The organism is Luteimonas sp. KH_071 (assembly GCF_057838005.1).
On sequence record NZ_CM174458.1, the window covers coordinates 959,027 to 983,375 of the forward strand.

Consider the following 24,349-nt stretch of genomic DNA (forward strand, 5'->3'; position numbering starts at 1 on the left):
GGCAGTCCATCGATCGGTCCACAATGTCCGCCATGGATCCCGTGCCCGGCCTCGATCTCGACCAGCCGCCCTTCGACCTGCTCGATGCGCCCGGTCGCGCGCGTCTGCAGGCCAGCGTGGACATCGGCTTCCATCCCGCAGACACCACACTCATCGAGGCCGGCCAGGCGTCGCCGCACGTCTACGTCATCCTCAAGGGCGTCGTGCACGCCTACGCACGCGATGTCGACGGGGTCGAGCAGCGTTTCGCCGACTACGGTCCGGGCGATGTGTTCGGCGCCTGGGCCGTGCTGGCCGGTCGCGCGCGGTTGCGTTACCGCACCGCAGGCGAGTGCCTGTGCTTTTTGATACCGGCCGAGGTGTTTCGCGCGCTGATCGCCGGCAACTCCCGGTTTGCGGCGTATTTCAACGAGGGGCTGGCGACCAAGGGGCAGTTGTCGGTATCGGGCGACGCCAGGCGCGAGTCCGCCGAGCTCATGATCATCCGCGTCGACGAAGCGCAGCTGGCGCCGGCGATCCAAGTGCCCGACGCCCTGTCGATTGCAGACGCCACCGCGCGCCTGCGCGAGGCGGGCGTGGACTGCCTGCTCGTCGACACGCCGGGCCTTTCCGAGCCGGGCATCGTGACCCGCACCGATCTGCTCGACGCGATCGCGCTGCAGCGGTTGCCGCTGGAGGCGCCGCTCGGGCCACTGGCGAACCGGCCGCTGGTCTGCGTGGACGCGCATGAGGTGCTGTTCCAGGCGTTGATCGGCATGACCGAGCGCCGCATCGAACGTGTGGTGGTGCGGACACGCGACGGCGGTATCGCCGGCACCCTGGGCATCGCCGAGGTGCTGTCGCATTTCGCCAGCCATTCGCATCTGATCAGCCTGCGCCTGGCCCGGGCGCACAGCCTGGACGAGATCACCGCCGCCGCCAGCGGCATGACCGGCCTGGTGCGCAGCCTCGCCGCGCACGGTGCCCGCATGCCGTATCTGATGGGCCTGGTCAGCGCGCTCAATGAGCGGGTCATGGCGCAGGTGTTCGAGCAGGTCGTGCCGGCGGAATATCGCGACCGCGTCTGCCTGCTGGTCATGGGCAGCGAAGGCCGCCGCGAGCAGTTGCTCAAGACCGACCAGGACAATGCGCTGGTGCTCGCCGACGATCTCGACTGGCCGGAACTCGACGCCGCGATGGACCGCTTCAGCGCCGCGCTTTCGACGATCGGTTACCCGCCCTGCCCCGGGCGGGTGATGGTCGACAACCCGCACTGGCGCATGACCGCGCGTGAATGGCAGGCGCGTGTCACGCACTGGCGCGGCCACTACGGCGGGGAGGCGGCGCTGGATCTTTCGATCGCACTCGACGCGCGGCCGATCGCCGGCAATGCCGCCTTGTTCGCGCCGGTCAAGACCGCGCTGATGACGCTCGGACAGGACGAGATCCTGATGCACCACCTGGCGGCCGGCGCACTGGGATTCGGCGCGCCGTTGACGTTCTTCGGACGGATGCGCAGCGATGCCCAGGGCATCGACCTCAAGAAGGGCGGCATCTTTCCGGTCGTGCACGGCTTGCGTTGCCTGGCACTGCGCCACGGCATCGGCGCGACCGGTAGCATCGATCGTTGCGAAGCGCTTGCGTTGCAGGGCGCGTTGCCCGGTGGCCTCGAGCGCGACCTGCCGCAGGCGCTGAACGTGTTCCAGCGGATGCGCCTGGACGCGCAGCTCGCGGCGCTGGACGACGGTCGCGTCGCCGACAACCACGTCGACACCGCGGGACTGCGTCGCCTCGACCGCGAACTGCTGCGCGATGCCCTGCATGTGGTCAAGGCATTCCGCGAACACGTGCGGCGCGTCTTCCACGTGCCGGGCTGAGCGCGCATGACGCCGTTGCAGCGGTGGTGGTTGCGACGCCGGCATGGCGAGGGCGCCTGGCGCGGCCTGCTGCAGCGTCCGCCCGCCAATGAGTGTGTCAGTCTCGATCTGGAGACGACCGGACTCGATCCACGCCGCGACCACATCCTGAGCCTGGCCGCAGTGCCGGTGCGCGGCGGCCGCGTGGTGCTGTCGGAACGCTTCGAGCGGCGCGTGCGCCCCGACCGCGACTTCGACATCGGCTCCATCCGCCACCACCGGATCACGCCGGAGGAAGCCGCCGACGGCGCGTCGGTCACGCCGGTCGTGGCGGCGTTCCTGCAGTGGCTCGGCAGTCGCGCGCTGCTCGGCTACAACCTGCGCTTCGATCTCGCCATGCTGGCGCCGCACGTCCAAGGCCTGACCGGATTTCCACTGCCCAACCCGCGCGTGGACCTGGCCGATGTCTACGCCACGCGCGCACGCCGCGCGCGTCCGGATGTGCCCCCCGATCTCGATTTCGCCCACATCGCCGAAGCGCTGGGTGTGCCGGTGCTCGGTCGCCACAGTGCGCTCGGTGATGCCACCACGGTGGCCCTGTGCTGGCTCGCATTGCGCGGCGAACGCGGCTGATCCGACGGGCGTCGATGCGCATCGGCGCCGTTGCCGGGTTGGCGCATTGCCATGCGGCGCTGGCATGATAGGACCGAAGGATTGGGGAGCGGCCGCGCAGGCGGCGCGCAACAGGGAGTTGGACGGGCATGGCGGAATTCGTGAGCACGGCGCTGGGCTATCCCACGCTCGTCTACAGCATCGTGCTGGCGTTCTGCACGATCTACTGGCTGCTTGCGGCCACCGGCCTCGTGGATCTGGATCTCGACGGTCTCGATGCCGTCGAGTTGGGCGACACCTCCGGCCTGGCCGGCATGCTCGGCCGCTTGGGGCTGGATCGTCTGCCGCTAATGCTGGTCGTGACCCTGGTCGCGTTCATTGCCTGGTTCCTCACCTATTTCGCCCACTTGTTCGTACTCGGCCACTTCGCCGGCTGGCTGCGCTGGCTGGTCGGCAGCGGCGTCGCGCTTATGGCGTTCGTCGCGTCGGTGTTCATCGCCTCGGCCGTGCTGCGTCCGCTGCGCCGCTGGCTGCTGTCGCGGCGCACGCCGGCGCAGCGGTCGCTGCTCGGGCAGGTCGCCGTGGTGCGCACGGCGCAGGTGTCCGAGCGCGCCGGTACGGCCGATGTCGACGATGGCGGCGCCGGTCTGATCCTGCAGGTGCGCGCCGAGCCCGGCACCGAATTGCGTCGCGGTGACCGAGTCGTGCTGGTCGCGTTCGATGCCAGCACCCACGCCTGGCGCGTGCTGCCCGAAACCAACTACCGAACCCTTTGATCCCACGGCCCGCGTCCGCGGGTCTCATGTGCAAGGAGCTGCAATGAGCGTTGCCACGATCGCCCCCTTCCTGATCGGCCTGGGTGTGCTGCTGGTCGCCCTGCTGGGCATCGCCGGCCTGTTCAAGGCCTTCTACAAGAAGGTCGACCAGGGCACCGCGCTGATCGTCAATGACATGAGCGCGCAGCCCAAGGTGCATTTCACCGGCGCGCTGATCGTGCCGGTGCTCTACCGCGCCGAGCTGATGAAGATCAGCCTGATCACGCTGCAGATCGACCGCCGCGGCAAGGAAGGCCTGATCTGCCGCGACAACATGCGCGCCGACATCGCGGTCGCGTTCTACCTGCGCGTCAACGAAACCCAGGCCGACGTGCTGCGGGTGGCGAAGTCGCTCGGTGCCGATCGCGCCTCCGACAAGCACGCGGTCGACGAACTGTTCAACGCGAAGTTCTCCGAGGCCCTGAAGACGGTCGGCAAGAAGTTCGAGTTCACCGACCTGTTCGAGAAGCGCCAGGAATTCCGCGAGGAGATCATCGCGGTCATCGGCAACGACCTCAACGGCTACGTGCTCGAGGACGTCGCGATCGACTATCTCGAGCAGACGCCCAAGCACGTGCTCGATCCGCACAACATCCTCGACGCCGAGGGCATCCGCAAGATCACCGAGCTCACCGCGACCCAGAACGTGGTCACCAACGAGCTCGAGCAGAACGAGCGACTGGCGATCACCAAGAAGAACGTCGAGACCCGCGAGGCGACGCTCGCGCTCGAGCGCCAGCAGGCCGAGGCCGAGGCGCGGCAGAAGCGCGAGATCGAGACCATCCAGGCACGCGAGACCGCGGAAACGCAGAAGGTGCAGGAAGAGCAGCGCCAGATGTCGGAGAACGCGCGCATCGAGGCGCAGCAGCTGATCGACATCCGCGAGGAGAACCGCCTGCGCGAGGTCGAGGTGGCCACCCAGAACCGCCAGCGCGCCGTCGCCATCGAGGCCGAGCGCGTCGAGCGCGCGCGCAAGCTCGAGCAGGTCACGACGGATCGCGAAGTGCAGCTGCAGGGCGTGGAACGCGACAAGGTGGTCGAACAGGGCCGCATGGACGTGGCCAACATCACCCGCGAGCGCATCTCGATCGATCGCACCGTCGCGGCCGAGGAAGAACGCATCAAGGAACTGCGCGAGGTCTCCGAGGCCGATCGCCTGAAGCAGATCACCATCCTCGATGCCGAGGCCAAGGCCCAGGAATCGATGGTGCGCCAGGTCAAGGAAGCCGAGGCACGCGAGACCGCGGCCCGGCACCGCGCCGTCGAGATCACCACGCTGGCGCAGGCCGAATTCGATGCGTCGGGCAAGCAGGCCGAGGCCAAGAAGCTGCTGGCCGAGGGTGTGCGGGCCGAGCGCGCCGCGCCGGGCCTGGCCGAGGCGCAGGTCAAGGAAGCCGGTGCGTCGGCGATCGAGAAGGTCGGCATCGCCGAGGCACGTGTCGTCGACGCGATGGCCGATGCCAACCTCAAGCAGGGTTCCGCCGAGGCGAAAGTGCTGGCCGAGCAGCTGGCCGCGCGCGCGCAGGGCGAGGAGCAGATGGGCCGTGCCAAGGCGACGGCGACCGAGTCGCTGGGCCTGGCCGAAGCCAGCGTGATCGAGAAGAAGCTCTTCGCCGAGGCGGAAGGCCTGACGAAGAAGTTCGGCGCGATCGACGCGCTCAGCGACACCGCGCGCGGCCACGAGGAATTCCGCATGACCCTCGACACCAGCCTCAAGCAGGCGCTGGCGGCGTTCGAGGCCGGCAAGGAAGTGTCGAAGGAGAATGCCGAGGTCATCGCGACCGCGCTGCGCAATGCCAACATCGATCTGATCGGCGGCGACGGCGGCATGTTCGAGAATGTGGTCAAGGCGGTCTCGCTGGGCCGCTCGATCGAGGGCATCACCGAGAAGAGCCCGATCCTGCAGGACCTGCTGCAACGCTATCTCGGTGTCTCGAGCTCGGCCCTGCCGGCAGCGGCCGGCAGCACGCCGGCGCGACCCGTCGTCGAGGGCGATCCCGCCTGAACCCGCACGCGGCCCAGGTCGCCATCTCGAACGCAGGGCGTTGCCGTGACGGCACGCCCGCGCCAGCCCGGATCGTGAGCCGATGACCGAACAGACCCAGGACGCCGCAACGGCGTCCACCGAAGATGCCCACATCGACCAGGCCGTCGCCCGCGGCGGTGCCTACGAGGTGCTGCGCCGGCGCCTGGTGGAGCAGGGCGCGCGCCTGCTCGCGCTCGCCGAATCGCTCAACACGCGACGCCTCGCCGAGTTCGGCGACAGCCGCATGGAGGTGGTCGGGCGCTTTCGCATCCGCACCGAGAACAACTGCGTCGGCCGCGACGTGGTGCAGGTGCCCGGCGACCAGGTGCTGTTCGGCTACAACGTCTTCATCGGGCTCAAGAGCAAGACCCGGATCGAGGACGTGTTCGGCCTCTATCGCCTGGTCGAGGCCGACGGCGGTTACGACGTGGTGCCGGTGGACCCGGCCGGCACGTTCCTGGCGGAGTCTGCATTCGTCCACGATTTCACCGAGCTCTACGCCTATTACAAGCATGCCCGCCTGCTGCAGCTGATCGTCCGCGACGGCCGCCTGCTGGCGACGTTCCAGATCGGCGAGCGCAGCACCGACGTGCGCGTGTTCCGCTGGTCGATCGCCAACACCGGTGAGTTGAGCTATCTCGACTCCCGCGGCGAGCGCGACATCGCGCTGCCGCCGCCGTTCGATTTCGAATGGACGCGCGCCACCCGCGAACTCGCGGTCGATGGCCGCCATCCGCATCTCAATATCCTCGACACGCTGTTCGTCGACACCACCGGCGGCGATCTCACCGTCAAGGTCGAGAACAACACCGAAACCGGCGCCGGCATCTTTGACGAGCCGGTCGAGGACCGCACCCAGTCGATCGACGACGCCACCTTCGATTTCGCGCGCGTCGGCACGCTGATCCTGCTGAAAGTCCTGCCCTATCGCGAACAGCAATGGCGCGGGCTGATCTACAACACGATCACCGGCAAGATCGTCCGCAACGACGCCATCGTGCAGGCCTGTGTCCAGCTGCCCGAAGACCACGGCATCATCTTCCCAGGCGGCTACTACCTGCAGAATGGCGACCATCGCGCGTTCGACGCGCAGATGGACGGCATGCAGTTCAAGCGCGCCATCCGCTCGCCCAACGGCGAGGACGTGATGTACGTATTCTACGATCGCGCCGCGGGGCGGTCGGCGCTGTTCGTCTACAACACCATCCAGCGTGCGCTGCAGAACCCGGTGTTCGGCCACGGCTACGCGCTGCTGCACGACGGCCGCATGGTGCTGTTCCATGCCGAGGGCGACGCGCCGACCCGCGTGCATCCGATGCAGGTCTGGCAGACGCCGTTCACCAGCGACGAATTCGCAGCCCATGCCCCGGTGGGCAGCGGGTTCATGGGGCGCATCGGCAATCCGGAACTGGTACGCGGCATCTCGAACCTGCTCGACCTGGCGCGCACGATCGACGGCCGTGACGTGTCGCTGCAGCGCTACCAGCTGCTGGTGCACGACACCCGTCGCATGTTCGACGCCCACCACTGGCTGGACGACGCCGACAGCGAGGGCGCGGGTGCGCTGCTGCACGAGATCGCCGCCACCGGCGAATCGGTACTCGACGAGTACGAGAAGGTCGAAGGCATCCGCCGCCAGTCCGATGCGGCGATGCGCGAGGCCGAAGCCGCGCATCGCGCGCTGCTGGGGCGGCTGCAACCCGAGGGCTGGAACCGGATCGAGGATTTCGTCGAAGCGCTCAACGAGATCTCCAGCCAGCGCGGACACCTGCTGACCATCCGCGAGCTGCGCTATGTCGATACCGACGCCATCGACGCCATGGGCGAGGCCCTGCAGGCCGCGCAGGACACCGTCGGTGCGGCGACCGGCACCTTCCTCGCCGGTGAGCGCGCGCTGCAGCCGGTGTCGGAACGGTTGCAGGTGCTCGACACCGACGCCCAGGCCGCGACGACCGCGAAAGCGCTCGCCGCGTCGATCGCCGAGATGCAGGCGCTGTCCGGCGATCTGGACATGCTGTCGGAACTGATGGCGACGCTGAAGGTCGACGATGCGACCGAGCGGACGCGCGTGGTCGATGCCATCTCCGGTCTGTACGCCCGGCTCAACCAGACCCGCGCGCGCGCCGACCAGCGCCGCCGCACGCTCGGCTCCGCCGAAGCGGTGGCGCAGTTCGGGGCCCAGTTCGCCTTGTTCAGCCAGGCGATCGCCGGCGCGCTGGCGCTGGCGACCGACCCCGAGCGCGCCGACGAGCAGCTGTCGCGGTTGATGGTCCAGCTCGAGGAAATCGAAGGCCAGTTCGGCGAACACGAGCAGTTCCTCGGCGATATCCTCGCCAAGCGCGAGGAATTGCTCGAAACCTTCGAATCGCACAAGCAGTCGCTGCTCGACGCGCGCCAGCGCAAGGCCCAGGCGGTGTTCGACGCCGCCGCGCGCATCCTCGACGGCCTGCCGCGGCGCACCGAGCGGTTCGAGACCCCCGACGAGCTCAATGCCTTCTTCGCGGGCGACGCACTGATTCTCAAGCTGCGCGAACTCGCCACCCGCCTGCGCGACTACCGCGACACGGTGAAGGCCGACGATGTCGAAGCGCGCCTGAAGGCCGTGCGCGACCAGGCGGTGCGCAGCCTGCGCGACCGCAGCGATCTGTTCGAAGGCGGCGGCCAGGTGATCCGGCTCGGCCCGCGGCACCGCTTCAGCGTCAATACCCAGCCGCTGGACCTGACGATCCTGCCGCGCGGCGAGGGCCTGTCGATCCATCTGACCGGCACCGACTTTTACGCGCCGATCGACGATCCCGAACTCGAAGCGCTGCGCCCCTACTGGCAGGTGACGCTGGATTCCGAATCACCGGATATCGCCCGCGCCGAATACCTCGCCGGGCTCGTGCTGCAGGCTGCGGTCGAGGGGCGCGAAGGTCTCGATCTCGACACGCTGCAGCGCGCACTCTCCGAACCCGACGCGCTGGAGCGCAGCGTCCGCGCGTTCGCCGCGCCGCGCTACCGCGAAGGCTACGAGAAGGGCATCCACGACCATGACGCGGCGCTGATCCTGCGCGCGCTGCTGCCGCTGCATGCCAAGGCCGGTCCGCTTGCGAAGCCGCCTGCCGCGCGGGCGCTCGCGATGGCGTTCTGGGCCTTCGGCCGCGACGGCACCGCCGCCGGGCAGTGGCCCGAGCGCAGCGCCGGGGCGCGCGCGATCCGCCAGCTGTTCGCGTCCGATGCCGGCGTGGATGCGCTGCGCTCGGAGATTGCCGATGCGGTGTCGGCCTTCGTCGAAGCGCAGACCCTGCCGTTCGATGCCGCGCTCGCGCCGGTCGCAGCCGATTACCTGTTCGAGGAAATGCGCGAGGGTGCGCCGACGTTCGGCATCAGCCACTACGCACGCGATCTGCGTGAAGCGCTGCGCAAGGCGCTGGACGGCGCGGGCCTGACCGCGGATGTCGAGCGCGCACTGGGCGATGCGGACGCCCCGCTGGCGCGGCGCTGGTCGCTGGCCGCGCAGTGGCTCGGCGCGCTCGGCGGCAGCGAGACGCATGCCGCGCTGGCCGATTACGTGCCCGAGGCCATCGTGCTGCTGCTCGCCGCCGACGCGTTGCCGCACGCAGTGCGCGAGGTCACGCTGATCACCGATGTCGACGGCCTGCTCGGCGAGCACCCGCGCGTGCACGAGGGGCGCCTGCGCCTGTCGCTCGACGGCTTCCTGCAGCGCTTCGACGAACATCGCCTGCATTTCGTGCCGGCCTTCCACCGCTACCAGGCGGTGCGCCAGCGCATCGCCGCGCGCGAACGCGAGGCGCTGCGGCTGTCGGAGTTCAAGGCCCAGCCCTTGACCTCGTTCGTGCGCAACAAGCTGATCAACGAGGTCTATCTGCCGTTGATCGGCGACAACCTCGCCAAGCAGATGGGCACCGTCGGCGAGAGCAAGCGCAGCGACCTGATGGGGCTGCTGATGCTGATCAGCCCGCCGGGCTACGGCAAGACGACGCTGATGGAATACGTCGCCAGTCGCCTGGGCCTGGTCTTCATGAAGATCAACGGCCCGGCGCTCGGCCACGAAGTGCGCTCGATCGATCCGGCGCAGGCACCCGACGCGACCTCGCGCCAGGAACTGGAGAAGCTCAATCTCGCGCTGGAGATGGGCAGCAACACGATGCTGTATGTCGACGACATCCAGCACACGCACCCCGAATTCCTGCAGAAGTTCATCTCGCTGTGCGACGGCACGCGCCGCATCGAGGGCGTGTGGAAAGGCCGCGCCCGGACCTACGACATGCGCGGCAAGAAGTTCTGCGTGGTCATGGCCGGCAACCCGTACACCGAATCCGGCGAGGTGTTCAAGATTCCGGACATGCTCGCCAACCGCGCCGACATCTACAACCTCGGCGACGTGCTCGGCGGCATGGAGGACTCTTTCAAGCTCAGCTACATCGAGAACAGCCTGACCTCCAACCCGGTGCTCGCACCGCTGGCGACGCGCGACATGGCGGATCTCTATCTGCTGGCCGAACGCGCCGCCGGCAAGGAGGTCTCGACCAACGATCTCTCGCACGCCTACAGCGGCGCCGAGGTCAACGAACTCACCGCGACGCTGCAGCGACTGCTGCAGGTCAGCGAGATCGTCTACCGCGTCAACCAGCAGTACATCGCCAGCGCCGCGCAGGCCGATCGTTACCGCACCGAGCCGGCGTTCCGCCTGCAGGGCAGCTACCGCAACATGAACAAGCTGGCCGAGAAGATCTCGCCGGTGATGAATGCCGCCGAGCTCGAACAGCTGCTCGACGATCACTACATGGGCGAGTCGCAACTGCTGACCACCGGCGCCGAAGAGAACCTGCTCAAGCTGGCCGAGCTGCGCGGCACACTCGACGAGACGGCGGCGGCGCGCTGGACGCAGATCAAACGCGACTTCATGCGCGACAAGGCGATGGGCGGCGAAGACGCCGATACCGGCGCGCGCGTGGTCGCGCAGCTGGCCGACATCGCCGCCGGCCTGCAGGTCATGGGGCAGGGCAGCGACACGCCGGCGAGCGCTGCGCCCTGGGACCAGCTGCTGGCCGCGCTGCACGACCTGCGCACGCCCGCTGCACCGTCGCCTGTCGAGGCGGCGCCCGTGGTCGGGCTCGACGACACGGCGAAGGCAGTCGCAGGCGAACTGCAGACGGTGTTGCGCGAAACCGCAGGACCGCTGCTGGCGCAGCTGGGCCAGTCGGTCGCAGGGCAGGCCGCGCTCAATGCCGCACTCGCGGAACTGGCGCAGTGGCTGCGCACGCGCGGCACGACGCTCGACAGCAGCACGCCCGCACGCCGCCGCGAACGCACGCCGGCCGAACGTCGCCTTGATGCTGCGCTCGATCGTCTCGGTGCGGCGGAATCCGATCCGGGCGCGCAGGACTGATGTCGCCCGGCGACGACGCCATCGACACCGTGCCCGCCGATGCCGCAGGCATCGCGGCCTATGGCGATGCGATCATTGCCGAACTGTCTGCCGTCGATGTCGCGGACACACTGGACGCCGCGCCGGCTGCCGCGCTCGTGGCGCGGCTGCGCGATCTGCACAGCGCGATGCGCGCGGTCCTGCCGGTGCATGCGCGGCCGCGCGCCGGCCTGTTCGCGCGCCTGACCGGTCGCGATGTCGTCGACCAGCACGAGGCCCAGGCGCTCGGCGCGCGCATGGGCGTGCTGCTGATCGAGGCCGACCGCGCCGCTGCCGCGCTGCGCGCCGACATCGCCGCCCATCGTGCGCGTCTCGCGGCATCGACGCCTGCGCTTCACCGTCTCGACCAGGCCGCTGCCGCGCTGCGCGAGACGGTCGCCGACGACGATGCCCACCACGATCTGCGGCTGCGCCGCGCCCAGCACCTCGACACGGTGCGCGCCACGCACGCGCTGTCGGCGCGGCAACTGCAGCTGATCGCCGAGCAGCACGAGACCGTGCTCGCGCATTACCGCAACGTCCGCGACGTATTGCTGCCGCTGTGGCGGCAGCGCGCCGCCGGCGAGCAGGCCGCGCAGGGTGCCGCGCACGCCGTGACCGCCGCCGACATCGAGGCCGATGTCGCCCATGAACTCGACGCCATGACCGCTACACTCGCCCGAGGCGCGTTTGACCGCGCCGACAGGCCCAAGGAGACCGACACATGACCCAGGACACCGCCTATCCCACGCACCTGCCGTCGGCGACGCCGGTGACCGACGATGCCGCGTTGCAGTCGCTGGGCCTGGTGCCCGCCGACCGCGCCGACATCGAGGTCGTCGGCCGCAGTCTGGAGGACATCACGCCCGGCAACCTGCACGTGTTCGGCCGCGACGCCGCGAGCAAGACCGCCGCGTTCTCCAGCCAACTGCTCGACCAGGTGCGCAACAGCGATCTCGACGCGACCGGCGAGAAGCTGGGCGAAGTCGTGCGGATCGCGCGTTCGCTCGATCTGGGCAGCTTCGCCGGCCGCTCCAAGGTGCCGCTGCTCGGGCGTCTGATCGACAAGATGCGCGCCGGCCGCGACGAGCTGGTGCAGACCTTCAGCAACACCAACCAGCAGATCGAACGGCTGATGGGCGATGTCGGCCGTCAGCAGGATCTGCTGACCCGGCGGATCACCGATTTCGACCGCATGCACGATGTGGTGCTCGAGGAGCGTCGCGCGCTGGGTGTGCACGTGATCGCGGGGCGCGAGCGGCTGGCCCGCCTCGCCGCGGAACAGGCGACGCTCGCCGGCGCGGAAGACCCGCAGTCGCGCACGCGCCGCGCCGAGATCGAAAACGCCGTCCGTCTGCTCGACAAGCGTGTCGGCGATCTGCTGGTGATGCAGCACGCCGCCGACCAGTCGCTGCCGATGATCCGGCTGATCCAGGCCAATGCGATCCAGCTGGTGGAGAAGTTCAACACCGTCCGCAACATCACGATTCCGTCGTGGAAGCGCCAGTTCGCGATCCAGCTGTCGCTGGGCGAGCAGAAGAATGCGGTGGAACTGTCGAACGCGATCGACGACGCGACCAACGAACTGATGCGCAGCAATGCCGACCTGCTGCGTCAGACCTCGGTCGAGACCGCGAAGGCCAACCAGCGCGCCGTCATCGACATCGGCACGCTGCGCCATGTGCACGAACAGCTGATCCAGACCGTCGAAGAAGTCCGCAGCATCCATCGCGACGGCATGCAGCAGCGCCGCGAGGCCGAAGGCGAACTCGCGCGCCTACGCGACGATGTGCAGAAGCGGCTGGCGGCGCCGACGGACGGCGTCTGAATCGGTCGCCGGACTGACGAAGCAGAGGTCTGGCCCGTACCCGGGACAGATCTGCCCACCCGGATTTGACCCGTGCGTGGGCGTCATTCGCGGCATCCGGGGCGGTCGGCCGGGCTGGATATCCGGAACGGATGCCGGTTCCGCGTCGATCTGGCCCGCGGCGGTCTGCAACGCCCGCGGTCCCCTGCGTCCACGCCACATCCCGTGTAGGAGCGCGCTTGCGCGCGAAGCGCATTCCCGTGAAAGCCCGTTCGCGCGCAAGCGCGCTCCTACGGAGCCGGTGCGCGTCAGCGCGCGCTGTACGCGTGCACTTCGTCGACCAGCACGCCGACGTGGTCGGGATTCATGTCCGGCGACATGCCGTGGCCGAGGTTGAAGATGTGGCCGTCGCGCGAGCCGCCGTTGCCGTCGCGGTAGCTGTCGAGCGCGTGGCGGACCTGGGCGCGGATCGCATCGGGCGCGCCGTACAGCGTGGTCGGGTCGAGGTTGCCCTGCAGCGCGACCCGGCCTTGCGTGCGACGCGCGGCGTCGCCCAGTTCGATCAGCCAGTCGACGCCGACGCCTTCAGCGCCTGAGCGCGAGAGCTCGTCGAGATACGCGGCATTGCCCTTGCCGAACAGGATCAGGGGCGTGCGGTCGGCGCCGTCGCCGCGCGGCAGTTCCTGCGCGATTCGGGTGAGGTAGGGCAGCGAGAACTCGCGGTACATCGCCGGGCTCAATACGCCGCCCCAGGTGTCGAACACCTGCAGCGCCTGCGCGCCGGCGGCGCGCTGCGCGGCGAGATAGGCGATCACCGCATCTGTATTGACCGAAAGCAGCGCGTGCAGCGCCTTCGGGTCGTTGAGCGCCATCGCCTTGATGCGGGCGAAATCCTTGCTGCCGCCGCCTTCGACCATGTAGCAGGCCAGTGTCCACGGGCTGCCGGAAAAACCGATCAGTGGCACGCGGCCATCGAGTTCGCGGCGGATCACCCGCACCGCGTCCATGACGTAACGCAATTCCGTTTCCATGTCCGGCACGCCGAGCCTGGCGATGCTCGCGGCATCACGCACCGGGTGGCGGAACTTCGGGCCTTCGCCTTCGACGAAATACAGGTCCAGCCCCATCGCATCGGGAATGGTCAGGATGTCGGAGAACAGGATCGCGGCGTCGAGGTCGAAACGCGCCAGCGGCTGCAGCGTGACCTCACAGGCGAGGTCGGGATTCTTCGCCATCGCCAGAAAGCTGCCGGCCGCCTTGCGCGATGCGCGGTACTCCGGCAGATAGCGGCCGGCCTGGCGCATCAGCCAGACTGGCGTGCGGTCGACGGGTTCGCGGCGCAGGGCGCGGAGGAAGCGGTCGTTCTTGAGGACGGCGGACATCGGGACTGGAATTCCTGGTGGAGGCGGTGGTCGCGCGGTCAGGCCGGCGCGTCGCTGCCGCGGGCGAACATCAACTGGAAGCCGCGCTTGAGCTGGGCATCGCGTGCGGCCTCGAGGGCCTTGAGCGCGCTGGGCTGGTCGAGAAACTGGTCGCGCCGCAAGGTGCTGCGGCCGCCGACCTGGCCGGTTTCGCGCAGCAGCGTCCAGCCGCCCAGCAGATCGGGCTGCAGGGTCAGTTGCACGAAGCGCGGGGATTCGTGGCCGTCGGGACGTTGTTGCAGGAACAGGCGCATGGCGGACGATTGTACGGCCGGCCCCGTCGTGACGCCGCACGTATCATGGCGCTCCCGCTGCCGGCGACGGGTTCGACGATGCGCATGCTCGATTTCAGCTCCCTGGGCGCCACGGCCTCGACCCTGCTCGGGCTGGTGCTGTTCACGCTGATCGCGGTCGGCATCCGCCTGGTGTTCATGCAGCGGATGCAACGCCGGCGCGAGCGCGAGAACCGGCAGATCAACGAGCGGCTGAAGACGCTGATCGCCGCGTACAAGACCCTGGGCGGGTCGTTCACCGGCGAACTCGACGTCGATCCGCGGCATCTGCGCGACCTGCGCCAGAGCGCACGCGAGGCGGAAACCGGTGCGGACCTGCAGACCGGCACGCCCGAGACCGCCTTCGATTCGGATGCCGCGGTACGACGGCGCCGGGTCCGGGACGCGGTCGAAGCGGCGTTGTCGGACGTGATCCTGCTCGGCACCGAGGACCAGGTGCGGCTGGCGGCGCAGGCGGCCGGCGACATGGTCGCGCGGCGACCGGTGCGGGTCTCGGCGCTGGTCGTGTCGCTGCGCGCCTTCATCCGCCAGGCGCTGGACCTCGACCCCGTGCCCACGGATCTCGCCGTACCCGATCAGGGGCCGGTGCGCGGCGACGCAGGCGCGAAGAAGGGCGCTGCGCAGGGCGGACGCGGTGGCGGCGGTGGGGGCGGCGGCATGGCCGGCGGTGGCACTGGTCCGGGCATGGGCCAGCCGGGGCGCGGCACGAGCGAGACGCCCTGAGATTCAGCCGCGCAGCACGTCCAGCACCGCGGCCTCGGGCACACCGGCCAGCACCCGCGCGCGGCCGACGCCGTCCCAGATGATGAAACGCAGGCCGTCGGCCTGGGCCTTCTTGTCCAGGCGCATGTGCGCCAGCAGGCGGTCGGGATCGAGTCCGCCGGGCAGCGCGACCGGCAGGCCGAGGCGCTGCAGCAGATCGCGCAGACGCGCGGTGTCGGTCGCCGGCGCCAGTCCGAGCACTTCCGACAACTGCGCGGCCAGCACCATCCCCACCGCGACCGCCTCGCCGTGGTTGAGGCCGCCGTAGCCCTGCTCGGTCTCGATCGCATGGCCGAAGGTGTGGCCGAGGTTGAGCAGGGCGCGCTCGCCATGTTCAAACGGATCGCGCGCGACGATCGCGGCCTTGTGTGCGCAGCTGCGGGCGATGGCTTCACTCAGCGCGGCGTCGTCCATCGTCAGCAGCGCATCGGCGTGCTCATCGAGCCAGTCGAGAAAGCCCGCATCGCCCAGCGCGCCGTACTTCACCACTTCGGCCAGGCCCGCGCGCAGCTCGCGGGCCGGCAGCGTGCGAAGGACCGCGGTATCGGCGATCACCGCACGCGGTGGATGGAAGGCGCCGACGAGATTCTTGCCCTGCGGCAGGTCCACCGCGGTCTTGCCGCCGACCGAGGAATCCACCATCGCCAGCAGCGTGGTCGGCAGCTGCACGCAATCGATGCCGCGCATCCAGCACGCCGCGGCGAAGCCGGCGAGATCGCCGATCACACCGCCGCCGAGTGCGAACAGGGTCGCATCGCGACGCATGCGGGCATCGGCGAGCGCCGTCGTGACCTCGGCGAAATGCGCGAGCGTCTTGGCGGCCTCGCCCGGCGGCAGCACATGGCGGTGGATGCGCAGGTCCGGGCGCGCGGCCTGCAGCGCGGCGGCAACACGGTCGGCGTACAGCGGCGCGACGTGCGCGTCGCTGACCAGCATCGCGTCGCGTCCGCGCACGCTGCGCGCCAGCAGCGCGCCGTCGTCGAGCAGGGACGGGCCGATATGGATGGTGTAGGGCGTGTCGCCGGCGACGGCGACCTCTCGGGCACTGGTGGTCATGCGATCCGGATACAGGTGGGGGAGTCGGCCGGCGCGCGATCTGCGGCGCGGCTCATGAAGCGTGCGTCGACGCCACGTCGGCGGCGGCATCGGAAATGGACGTCTCGACACTGCCGGCCGGCGGCCGCCAGTGCACCTCGACCAGATGGCCGAGCTGGGCGGCCGCTTCGTTGCAGGCATGCGGCCCGGTGTCGAAACGCAGATGCGCGGCGTCGGCGTACAGCGGCGCCCGTTCGATGGCGAGGCGTTGCAGGACCTCCGTGCGGTCGTCTCCGGCGAGCAGCGGCCGCGTACGGTCACGCGCCAGTCGCGCGAGCTGGGCGTCGACATCGGCATGCATGTGCACGACGAAACCGCGTGACCGCAGCAAGGCGCGGTTGTCGGGATCGAGCACCGCGCCGCCGCCGGTGGCGATCACCTGACCACTGCCGGCGAGAATCTCGACCAGCGTCGCCCGCTCGCGCGCGCGGAATCCGGCCTCGCCCTCGCATTCGAAGATCGTTGCGATCCGCGCGCCCGTGCGCACCTCGATCTCGTGGTCGACATCGACGAAGACCACGCCGAACCGCGCCGCGAGGCGACGGCCGATCGAGGACTTGCCGGCGCCCATCGGACCGACGAGCACGAGGTTGGGGGCGGGGTGCATGGCTGCATGCTAGCAGCGGAGGCGGGGTGCGCCGAACGTTGCAGGCGCAAGCTTTGGCGCGCGGTTCCCGATTCGCGCGGCTCTGCGTCTGGCTTCCACGGAACAGGACGTCATCTGGCAGGTTGCAGACCCGAAGGGCGGCGGGCATGGATGCCCGCCGTTTTTCGACCGAGGCAGGATGCCGAGTCGAAAAATCCCGGAACAAATGACACGCCGGATTTGCTTCGTCGGGGCTGGCCCTTTTCTTTGGTTCCGTTTCTTTTGGGCCAGCAAAAGAAATGAACCCGCTCGCCGCAAGGCGAGTGGAAGCGCTTGATGTTGCTCTGTGTGCTCTTGGGTAGAGAGTAAGAACAGCAACGTCAAACGCTTTCGTCCGCTGACGCGGCCGAGTTCATTTCTTTTGGTGGACGCCAAAAGAAACGGAACCAAAGAAAAACGTCTCCCCGATACGTCCGAAGCCCGCGGCTTGCAGTGCGCAGGAATTTTCCGACTCGGCATCCTGCCTCGGTCGGAAAACGCCGCCCATCCATGGGCGGCGCCCTCCGGGTTGGGTCGAGCACGTTCGCTTTTCGATCTGGCAACGGCAACGGCCACTACAACAGCAACGGTCCCAGTAGGCGTAGTGACAAATCCAGCGCAGCGGAGACTGTGCCCGTGGAAGAACGGGAGCCAGCCGCAAGCTCACCCCGCCGAAACAATTCCCCGCTCGGCGTCGAGCGCCACCACCACATCCGCCAGATCCGGCAATGTCCGCAACGCCTGCCGGCTCACCCGCTCGTAGTGCTGTACGAACCGGGCAACGCCGGCCGCATCCATGCCACCACGTCCCGGCTCGGCAGCCTGCAGCGTCTCTTCCTGCTGCAGGCGCCAGTCGAACACCACCTCGAAACCGGGCGGCTGCAGGAACAGCAGGCGGTCGAGGCCGGCCCAGAGCGCGGGGTAGTCGCGGGCGAGGGCGGCGTTGCACCAGCGACGCCATGTGCCGGCAGGGTCTTCGTCGCGTTCCAGGGTGTTGACCGGTTCCACGAGCGCGGTCGCGGGTTCGGCAGGAGTGCCGACGCACCAGCCTTCGAACAGGAGCAGGTCGAGGTTCTGGACCGTGGGCCAATCGGATTCCGGCACGCGGCGGTCGCCGAGTTTGTCGAAGCGCGGCAGGCGGACCGGCGTGCCCGCGCGCACGGCGTCGAATGCGGCGAGTCCCAATGCGACTTCGTGGGTGCCGGGCGGGCCGCGGGTGGCGAGGAGCGGATGCACGTCGCGTGCAAGTGCCTGGCGGTCGCCGCGATCCAGGTAGAGGTCATCGAGCGACAGCACGGCGGCACGCAGGCCGCGTGCGTTGGCGGCGCCTGCGACCTGCGCGGCGAGCGTGGACTTGCCGGTGCCCTGCAGCCCGCTGATGCCCAGCACCTGTGGCGCGCCGCGGGGCGAAATGTCGGCGAGCAGGGTATCGACGAGGGTGTCGGGCCAGGGCGAGGGCGGTGCGGCGTTCATCGGAAGAACGATAGCGCGGGCGACGCGTGCTGCGCCGCGGTTCGACATCGCGGCGGGCTGCGGCGATCATCGACATATGAGCACTGCCACCACGACCCTGCTGTCCGAAGCCCTCGACACCTTCGCCACCTTGTTCGACGAGGCGCTGGCCGCCGGCGAACCCGATCGCACCGCGATGACGGTCGCCACGGCCGCGCTCGACGGCCGGCCGTCGGCGCGCACGGTGCTGCTGAAGGCCTGGGACGACCGCGGCTTCGTGTTCTACACGCATCTCGATGGCCGCAAGGGTCGCGAGCTGCAGGAGAACCCGCACGCGGCGCTGCTGTTCCACTGGCCGCGCGTGCGAAAGGGTGTGCAGGTGCGCGTCGAAGGGCCGGTGGTGATCGTTGCCGACGACGAGGCGGATGCGTATTTCGCCTCGCGCCCGCGCGGCAGCCAGCTGGGCGCGTGGGCGTCGAAGCAGTCCGAGGAACTCGACACGCGCGAGACCTTCGAGCAGCGGTTGGCCGATCTCGAACGCGAATTCGAAGGCCGCGACGTGCCGCGTCCGCCGCGCTGGTCGGGACTGCGCGTGCGGCCGGATCGTATCGAGTTCTGGTACGGCGCCGAGTACAGGTTGCATGAGCGTTGGCTCTACGAATGCGACTGCGCCGGCGACTGTCGCAAGCGGATGCTGTATCCGTGACGAGCGGTCCGCGCCGGATCGTCTGCCTGACCGAGGAACCGACCGAAGTCCTGTACGCGCTCGGCGAGCAGGACCGTATCGTCGGCATCAGTGGCTTCACCGTGCGTCCGCCGCAGGCGCGCAAGGAGAAGCCCAAGGTCAGCGCGTTCACCAGCGCGAAGATCGACGAGATCCTCAAGCTTGAACCCGATTTCGTCGTCGGCTTCTCCGACATCCAGGCCGACATCGCCGCCGAGCTGGTGCGGCGCGGCGTGGAGGTGTGGATCAGCAATCACCGCAGCGTCGACGGCATCGTCGATTACGTGCGCCGGCTCGGCGCGCTGGTCGGCTGCGCGTCACGTGCCGACGCCTACGCCGATGCATTGCGCCGCGGGCTGGACGCGATCGAGGCGGAGAGCGCGCGGCTGCCGCAGCGTCCGCGCGTGTACTTCGAGGAATGGGACGTTCCGATCATCACCGGCATCCGCTGGGTCGCGGAACTGGTGCGCATTGCAGGTGGCGACGACGTGTTCCCGGAACTGTCGATCGAGCCGCTGGCGAAGGCGCGCATCCTCGCCGATGGCGATCCGGTGATCGCACGTGCGCCCGACATCATTCTCGGCTCCTGGTGCGGCAAGAAATTCCGCCCCGAGCGCGTAGCCGCGCGGCCGGGATGGGACGTAATTCCGGCGGTGCGCGACGGCGAACTGCATGAGATCAAGTCGCCGCTGATTCTGCAGCCCGGTCCCGCGGCGTTGACCGATGGCGTGAACGCAATCGCGCAGATCGTGCAGGCCTGGGCGCAGCGGCGCGGCTGAGCCTGCGAGCGCGTCGAGGGCGGTGTCGCCCCCGTCCGTCGCAGTGGACCCGGAACAGTGGGTTGCGATGCCGAGACTCTGCCTGCGCAGGCAGGCGCCTAGCATGGCGCCTCCCCACATCGCAGGTGCAGTTCCATGCAGCGCATCGCCCTGATCGGCATCACCGGACGCGCAGGCTCGCGTATCGCCAGCGAGCTGCTGGCACGCGGCCATCGCGTCATCGGCATCGCCCGCAATACCGCCGGCATCCCGGCCCGGGCCGGCCTGACCCTGCAGTCGGCCGATGCATCGCGTGCCGAAGCGATTGCCCCGTTGCTGCAAGGCCACGATGCCGTCGTCAGCGCGATGCGGTTCGACGGTGGCCCGACGGCGGATGTGCTGCTCGATGCCGTGCGCCAGGCCGGTGTGCGGCGCCTGCTGGTCGTCGGCGGCGCAGGCAGTCTGGAGGTCGCGCCGGGCGTGGCGCTGATCGACACGCCGGACTTCCCCGAAGCGTACAAGCCCGAAGCCGGCGCGGGCCGCATCTTCCTCGACACCCTGCGCGGCGCCAAAGACGTCGACTGGACCTTCGTTTCGCCCGGCGCCGTCTTCGAGCCCGGCACGCGCACCGGTGCGTTCCGCACCGGCGGCGATGCATTGCTGGTCGACGCGGACGGCAACAGCGCGGTGTCGATGGAGGATTACGCGATCGCCTTCGCCGACGAGATCGAACATCCCGCCCACGTGCGCGCGCGCTTCAGCGTGGCCTACTGATGGCGACGGGGGGACGCGGTACCGGCCGCTACTGGGCGCTGGTGTTCGCCGGCGGCCTGATCGAGACGGTCTGGGTCGTCGGGCTCAAGGCCGCGACCACGCCGCTGGGCTGGGCGCTGACGATCGGCGCGATCGTGGTGAACTTCGCACTGCTGATGCGCGCGATCCGCTTCCTGCCGGTCGGCTCGGTCTACGCCGTGTTCTGCGGCCTCGGCGCCGCGGCATCGGTGGTCGCCGAGACCGTGTGGTTCGGTGAGCCGGTGCAGCCGGCGAAGATCGCGTTGATCGCATTACTGATCGTCGGCGTCGCCGGACTGAAGCTGGTGACACCGCTCGCGCCGGCGCCCGACGTGGAGAAGTCGCCATGACCGGCTGGCTGTACGTGTTCGCGGCCGGCCTGGTGGAAGTGGCCGGCGTGATCGCGATGAACGCAATCAAGCAGCGGCCGAGCGCGCTGGCCTACGCGCGGCTGGTCGCATGTTTCGGCGTGAGCTTCGGCCTGCTGTCGCTGGGCCTCAAGAGCGGCATGTCGATCGCGATCGCCTACGCGGTCTGGGTCGGCATCGGCACGGTGGGCGCGGTGGTCGTGGGCATCCTGCGCTACGGCGAATCGGCGCGGCCGCTGCGTCTTTTCTTCGTCGCCCTGGTGCTGGCGGCGGTGGTCGGGCTCAAGCTGATCGGCTGAGCCCGCGTCAGCGCGGGATGTCGCGATTGAAGCGCAAGGTGGTACGCGCGCCGTCTTCGGCGGTGATCTGCAGATCCAGACGCAGCGTGTCCGGGCCGCTGACGCGCGCGACCGCCACATGTTCGACCAGGCCGTCGAGATCGACGGCATCGAAGGCCAACGTCTGGCGCACGCCGCGCAGATCGCGCGCCTCGCCGGTGATCTGCACCGGCACCGACACGTCGCCGCGCTGCACGCTGACCAGCACCAGGGCGCGGTCACGCGCGGGCTCGATGTCGTAACGCCGCGCGACTGCCGCGCCCATATGCGCGGCCGGTGCCACGCTCGCCATCACTTCCGCATCGCCGAGCATCGTCTGCGCGGGCATTGCGGCGTTCTGCGCGGCGGCCTGTGCGTCCGCTTCGTGGGACGGCGCCTGTCCGCAGGCGGTCGCGAGCAACGCGAGTCCGGCGAGGCAAACCGCGCGTGCGATGTCAGTCATTGGCGGCCGACAGTTCGCCGCCGCGACGTGCGGCGGTGGCGATCGCGTCCGCCACCAGCGCGCGCAGGCCGCCGGCTTCGAAGGTCTCGATCGCCGCCTGGGTGGTGCCGCCCGGCGAGGTGACACGCCGGCGCAGTTCGGCCGGGGCCTCGTCGGATTCGACCAGCATCCGCGCCGCGCCGAGCACAGTCTGCAGCACGAGCGTGCGCGCATCCTGGGCGGGCAGACCCTGCGCGATCGCGGCCTCTTCCATGGCTTCTGCCAGCAGGAAGATGTAGGCCGGGCCACTGCCCGACACTGCCGTCACAGCATCCATCCGCGCCTCGTCGTCGATCCACACCGTCTCGCCTGCACTCTCCAGCAGCGCCTGCGCGCGTGCGCGTCCGGCATCGTCGACGCGCGCATTCGCGAACAGGCCGGTCACGCCGGCGCCCAGCAGGGCAGGCGTGTTGGGCATCGTGCGCACCACCGGCACGCCGCCGCCCAGCCAGCGGTCGAGCTGGGTCGCGGTGATGCCGGCCGCGATCGACAGCACCAGCGGCTGCGTGGCCTGGGCAACACCGGCCAGCGATTCACAGACCCCACGCAGTACCTGCGGCTTGGTCGCCAACACCCAGGTCGCAGCGCCGTCGACGGCCTGCGCCGCGTCGGCGAACGTGCGCACGCCGAAGTCGCGGGCGAGCGCATCGCGGCTGTCGGCGTTGGGATCGACGACGCGCACCGATGCGGCATCGCCGCCGCGCGCGACCAGGCCGCCGATCAGGCTGCGCGCCATGTTGCCGCCACCGATGAAGACGATGGGTGCGGCAGGGGTGTCGTGGGTGTCAGTCATGGCGGCTTTCGAGTCGGGTCCGCGTCGATGGTAGCCGACCGTCTGCGTGGTCCCGGTCAGCGCGTCGGGCGTGCGCCGAACAGGGCCGAGCCGACGCGCACCATCGTCGCGCCTTCCTGGATCGCCAGTTCCAGGTCGTCGCTCATGCCCATCGACAGTGTGTCGATGGCCGGGTCCTGGCCGGCCACGGTGTCGAACAGCCGGCGCATCCGCGCGAACGCATCGCGCCGGCGTTCGGGCTCGGCATGCGGTGCCGGAATCGCCATCAGCCCACGCAGGCACAACGACGGTGCGGCCCGGATGGCCGCAACGAGTGCCGGCACCTCCGACGGCGCGCACCCGTGCTTGCTGGACTCGTCGTCGATGTTGACCTGCACCAGCACGTTCAGCGCGCCGCGCGCGACCGGGCGGTGCGCGGCCAGCGCGTCGACCAGCTTCATCCGGTCGACGGTCTGCACCCAGTCGAACAGTTCGGCCGCCTGCTTCGCCTTGTTCGACTGCAGATGGCCGATCAGATGCCATTCGAGCCCCAGTCCGGCCAGCGCCTCGATCTTGTCCGCAGCCTCTTGCACGTAGTTCTCGCCGAAAGCGCGCTGGCCGGCGGTGGTGAGCGCGGCGATGGCCTCGGCCGGATGCAGCTTGGAGACCGCCAGCAGACGCGCCGGCACTGGCCGTGCAGCGGCGCTGACGGCGTTGTGGATCCGCGACATCACGGCATCGAGCGCGGCACTGGCAGGGGACGAAGTCACGGGAAGCGAGGCATCCGGGGCGGTGTGGGTGGGCTGGTTTTGCGCGGGGAATACCGGTCTATACTGCCGCCGGGGACAGGGAGGCGCCAGCCGGGACGGCTTGTTGCGCCCCCTGCGCGGATCATCATCAAGGGGTGTTGCATGGATATCGCCGAACTGTTGGCGTTCTCGGTCAAGAACAAGGCGTCGGACCTGCATCTGTCCGCAGGACTGCCGCCGATGATCCGCGTCGACGGCGACGTGCGCCGCATCAACATCCCCGCGCTCGAGCACAAGCAGGTGCACGCGCTGATTTACGACATCATGTCGGACAAGCAGCGCCGCGACTTCGAAGAATTCCTCGAGGTCGACTTCTCGTTCGAGATTCCGGGTCTGGCCCGCTTCCGCGTCAACGCGTTCAACCAGAACCGCGGCGCCGGCGCGGTGTTCCGCACCATTCCGTCGGAAGTGCTGACGCTCGAGGACCTGAACTGCCCGCCGATCTTCCGCCAGCTGATCGACCAGCCGCAGGGTCTGATCCTGGTGACCGGGCCGACCGGTTCGGGCAAGTCGACCACGCTCGCGGCGATGATCGACCACATCAACAAGAACGAATACGCGCATATCCTCTCGGTCGAGGATCCGATCGAGTTCGTGCACACCTCGCAGAAGTGCCTGATCAACCAGCGCGAAGTGCACCGCGACACCCACGGCTTCAACGAAGCGCTGCGCTCGGCGCTGCGCGAAGACCCCGACTACATCCTGGTCGGCGAGTTGCGCGACCTGGAGACCATCCGCCTGGCGCTGACTGCCGCAGAAACCGGTCACCTGGTGTTCGGCACGCTGCACACCTCCAGCGCGGCCAAGACCATCGACCGCATCATCGATGTGTTCCCGTCGGGCGAAAAGCCGATGGTGCGCTCGATGCTGTCGGAAAGCTTGCGCGCGGTGATCTCGCAGTCGCTGCTGAAGAAGGTCGGCGGCGGCCGCACCGCGGCTTGGGAAATCATGACCGGCATTCCGGCGATCCGGAACCTGATCCGCGAGGACAAGGTCGCGCAGATGTACTCGGCCATCCAGACCGGCCAGCAGTACGGCATGCAGACGCTCGACCAGCACCTGCAGGATCTGGTCAAGCGCGGCCTGATCACGCGCCCGGCCGCCAAGGAATACGCCAAGGACAAGCGTCTGTTCGAGTGATCGGACACGCA

The 24,349-nt window shown here is 69.1% G+C and carries 22 protein-coding genes; 14 read left to right on the forward strand and 8 right to left on the reverse strand.

All coding sequences use genetic code 11. The features are described from left to right. Positions 1-32 precede the first annotated feature (32 nt). From AC3IRM_RS04385 to AC3IRM_RS04415, 7 genes are all read left to right on the forward strand, one after another. Positions 33-1,856 carry a DUF294 nucleotidyltransferase-like domain-containing protein gene (locus AC3IRM_RS04385; protein ID WP_489205037.1) on the forward strand — a complete coding sequence of 608 codons (1,824 nt, stop codon included), beginning with the start codon at positions 33-35 and terminating at the stop codon, positions 1,854-1,856. Between the two features lie 6 nt (positions 1,857-1,862). Beyond that, on the forward strand, positions 1,863-2,468 hold the full coding sequence (locus AC3IRM_RS04390; RefSeq protein WP_489205038.1) for a 3'-5' exonuclease: 606 nt from the start codon (positions 1,863-1,865) through the stop codon (positions 2,466-2,468). Positions 2,469-2,596: 128 nt separating this feature from the next. After that, a complete protein-coding gene (locus AC3IRM_RS04395) occupies positions 2,597-3,223 on the forward strand; it encodes a hypothetical protein (protein WP_489205039.1) in 627 nt (208 codons plus the stop codon). 43 nt (positions 3,224-3,266) lie between these two features. Further along, positions 3,267-5,267 carry a flotillin family protein gene (locus tag AC3IRM_RS04400; protein WP_489205040.1) on the forward strand — a complete coding sequence of 667 codons (2,001 nt, stop codon included), beginning with the start codon at positions 3,267-3,269 and terminating at the stop codon, positions 5,265-5,267. 82 nt (positions 5,268-5,349) lie between these two features. Beyond that, positions 5,350-10,683, forward strand: coding sequence for a DNA repair ATPase (locus tag AC3IRM_RS04405; protein ID WP_489205041.1), 5,334 nt, complete (start codon positions 5,350-5,352; stop codon positions 10,681-10,683). Next, entirely contained in the window at positions 10,683-11,429 is a 747-nt protein-coding gene (locus AC3IRM_RS04410) for a hypothetical protein (RefSeq protein ID WP_489205042.1), read from the forward strand. Before AC3IRM_RS04405 ends, AC3IRM_RS04410 begins: the two co-directional genes overlap by 1 nt. Further along, on the forward strand, positions 11,426-12,529 hold the full coding sequence (locus AC3IRM_RS04415; protein WP_489205043.1) for a toxic anion resistance protein: 1,104 nt from the start codon (positions 11,426-11,428) through the stop codon (positions 12,527-12,529). Before AC3IRM_RS04410 ends, AC3IRM_RS04415 begins: the two co-directional genes overlap by 4 nt. Before the next feature lie 287 nt (positions 12,530-12,816). Here AC3IRM_RS04415 and hemE read toward each other — a convergent pair whose 3' ends face one another. Then, positions 12,817-13,890 (reverse strand): uroporphyrinogen decarboxylase, encoded by a 1,074-nt coding sequence (gene hemE / locus AC3IRM_RS04420; protein ID WP_489205044.1) that lies wholly within the window; start codon positions 13,888-13,890, stop codon positions 12,817-12,819. A gap of 38 nt (positions 13,891-13,928) precedes the next feature. After that, positions 13,929-14,183, reverse strand: coding sequence for a WGR domain-containing protein (locus AC3IRM_RS04425; protein ID WP_272761660.1), 255 nt, complete (start codon positions 14,181-14,183; stop codon positions 13,929-13,931). Positions 14,184-14,261: 78 nt separating this feature from the next. Here AC3IRM_RS04425 and AC3IRM_RS04430 point away from each other — a divergent pair, with 78 nt between their 5' ends. Continuing rightward, positions 14,262-14,945 (forward strand): hypothetical protein, encoded by a 684-nt coding sequence (locus AC3IRM_RS04430; RefSeq protein ID WP_489205834.1) that lies wholly within the window; start codon positions 14,262-14,264, stop codon positions 14,943-14,945. Between the two features lie 3 nt (positions 14,946-14,948). On the opposite strand, the gene aroB is transcribed toward AC3IRM_RS04430, so the two are convergent. From aroB to AC3IRM_RS04445, 3 genes are all read right to left on the reverse strand, one after another. Beyond that, on the reverse strand, positions 14,949-16,040 hold the full coding sequence (gene aroB, locus AC3IRM_RS04435; RefSeq protein WP_489205045.1) for a 3-dehydroquinate synthase: 1,092 nt from the start codon (positions 16,038-16,040) through the stop codon (positions 14,949-14,951). Positions 16,041-16,092: 52 nt separating this feature from the next. Beyond that, on the reverse strand, positions 16,093-16,686 hold the full coding sequence (locus tag AC3IRM_RS04440) for a shikimate kinase (protein ID WP_489205046.1): 594 nt from the start codon (positions 16,684-16,686) through the stop codon (positions 16,093-16,095). 681 nt (positions 16,687-17,367) lie between these two features. Next, positions 17,368-18,177: a kinase gene (locus AC3IRM_RS04445; protein ID WP_489205047.1), complete on the reverse strand. Its 810-nt coding sequence runs from the start codon at positions 18,175-18,177 to the stop codon at positions 17,368-17,370. Between the two features lie 76 nt (positions 18,178-18,253). On the opposite strand from AC3IRM_RS04445, the gene pdxH reads away from it, so the two are divergent. The 5 genes from pdxH (at position 18,254) to AC3IRM_RS04470 (ending at position 21,097) form a co-directional block, all read left to right on the forward strand. Continuing rightward, a complete protein-coding gene (gene pdxH / locus AC3IRM_RS04450; protein WP_489205048.1) occupies positions 18,254-18,862 on the forward strand; it encodes a pyridoxamine 5'-phosphate oxidase in 609 nt (202 codons plus the stop codon). After that, positions 18,859-19,659 (forward strand): cobalamin-binding protein, encoded by an 801-nt coding sequence (locus tag AC3IRM_RS04455; protein WP_489205049.1) that lies wholly within the window; start codon positions 18,859-18,861, stop codon positions 19,657-19,659. The genes pdxH and AC3IRM_RS04455 overlap by 4 nt, the downstream gene beginning before the upstream one ends. Positions 19,660-19,794: 135 nt before the next feature. Then, a complete protein-coding gene (locus AC3IRM_RS04460) occupies positions 19,795-20,412 on the forward strand; it encodes an NAD(P)-dependent oxidoreductase (RefSeq protein WP_489205050.1) in 618 nt (205 codons plus the stop codon). Continuing rightward, positions 20,412-20,780: a DMT family transporter gene (locus tag AC3IRM_RS04465; RefSeq protein ID WP_489205051.1), complete on the forward strand. Its 369-nt coding sequence runs from the start codon at positions 20,412-20,414 to the stop codon at positions 20,778-20,780. Before AC3IRM_RS04460 ends, AC3IRM_RS04465 begins: the two co-directional genes overlap by 1 nt. After that, positions 20,777-21,097 (forward strand): DMT family transporter, encoded by a 321-nt coding sequence (locus AC3IRM_RS04470; protein WP_489205052.1) that lies wholly within the window; start codon positions 20,777-20,779, stop codon positions 21,095-21,097. Before AC3IRM_RS04465 ends, AC3IRM_RS04470 begins: the two co-directional genes overlap by 4 nt. Before the next feature lie 7 nt (positions 21,098-21,104). Here AC3IRM_RS04470 and AC3IRM_RS04475 read toward each other — a convergent pair whose 3' ends face one another. Genes AC3IRM_RS04475 through AC3IRM_RS04485 form a run of 3 tightly spaced genes read right to left on the reverse strand, consistent with a single transcriptional unit; the run spans position 21,105 to position 23,120 of the window. Further along, a complete protein-coding gene (locus tag AC3IRM_RS04475; RefSeq protein WP_489205053.1) occupies positions 21,105-21,578 on the reverse strand; it encodes a DUF4426 domain-containing protein in 474 nt (157 codons plus the stop codon). Next, the gene (gene proC / locus AC3IRM_RS04480) at positions 21,571-22,410 is read right to left on the reverse strand and encodes a pyrroline-5-carboxylate reductase (protein WP_489205054.1); all 840 of its coding nucleotides are present in this window, start codon (positions 22,408-22,410) and stop codon (positions 21,571-21,573) included. Before proC ends, AC3IRM_RS04475 begins: the two co-directional genes overlap by 8 nt. Before the next feature lie 56 nt (positions 22,411-22,466). Next, positions 22,467-23,120, reverse strand: a complete 654-nt coding sequence (locus AC3IRM_RS04485; RefSeq protein ID WP_489205835.1) for a YggS family pyridoxal phosphate-dependent enzyme — start codon at positions 23,118-23,120, stop codon at positions 22,467-22,469. A gap of 180 nt (positions 23,121-23,300) precedes the next feature. On the opposite strand from AC3IRM_RS04485, the gene AC3IRM_RS04490 reads away from it, so the two are divergent. After that, complete coding sequence (locus AC3IRM_RS04490; protein WP_232137070.1) at positions 23,301-24,338, forward strand: type IV pilus twitching motility protein PilT; 1,038 nt, start codon at positions 23,301-23,303, stop codon at positions 24,336-24,338. Positions 24,339-24,349: the final 11 nt, after the last annotated feature.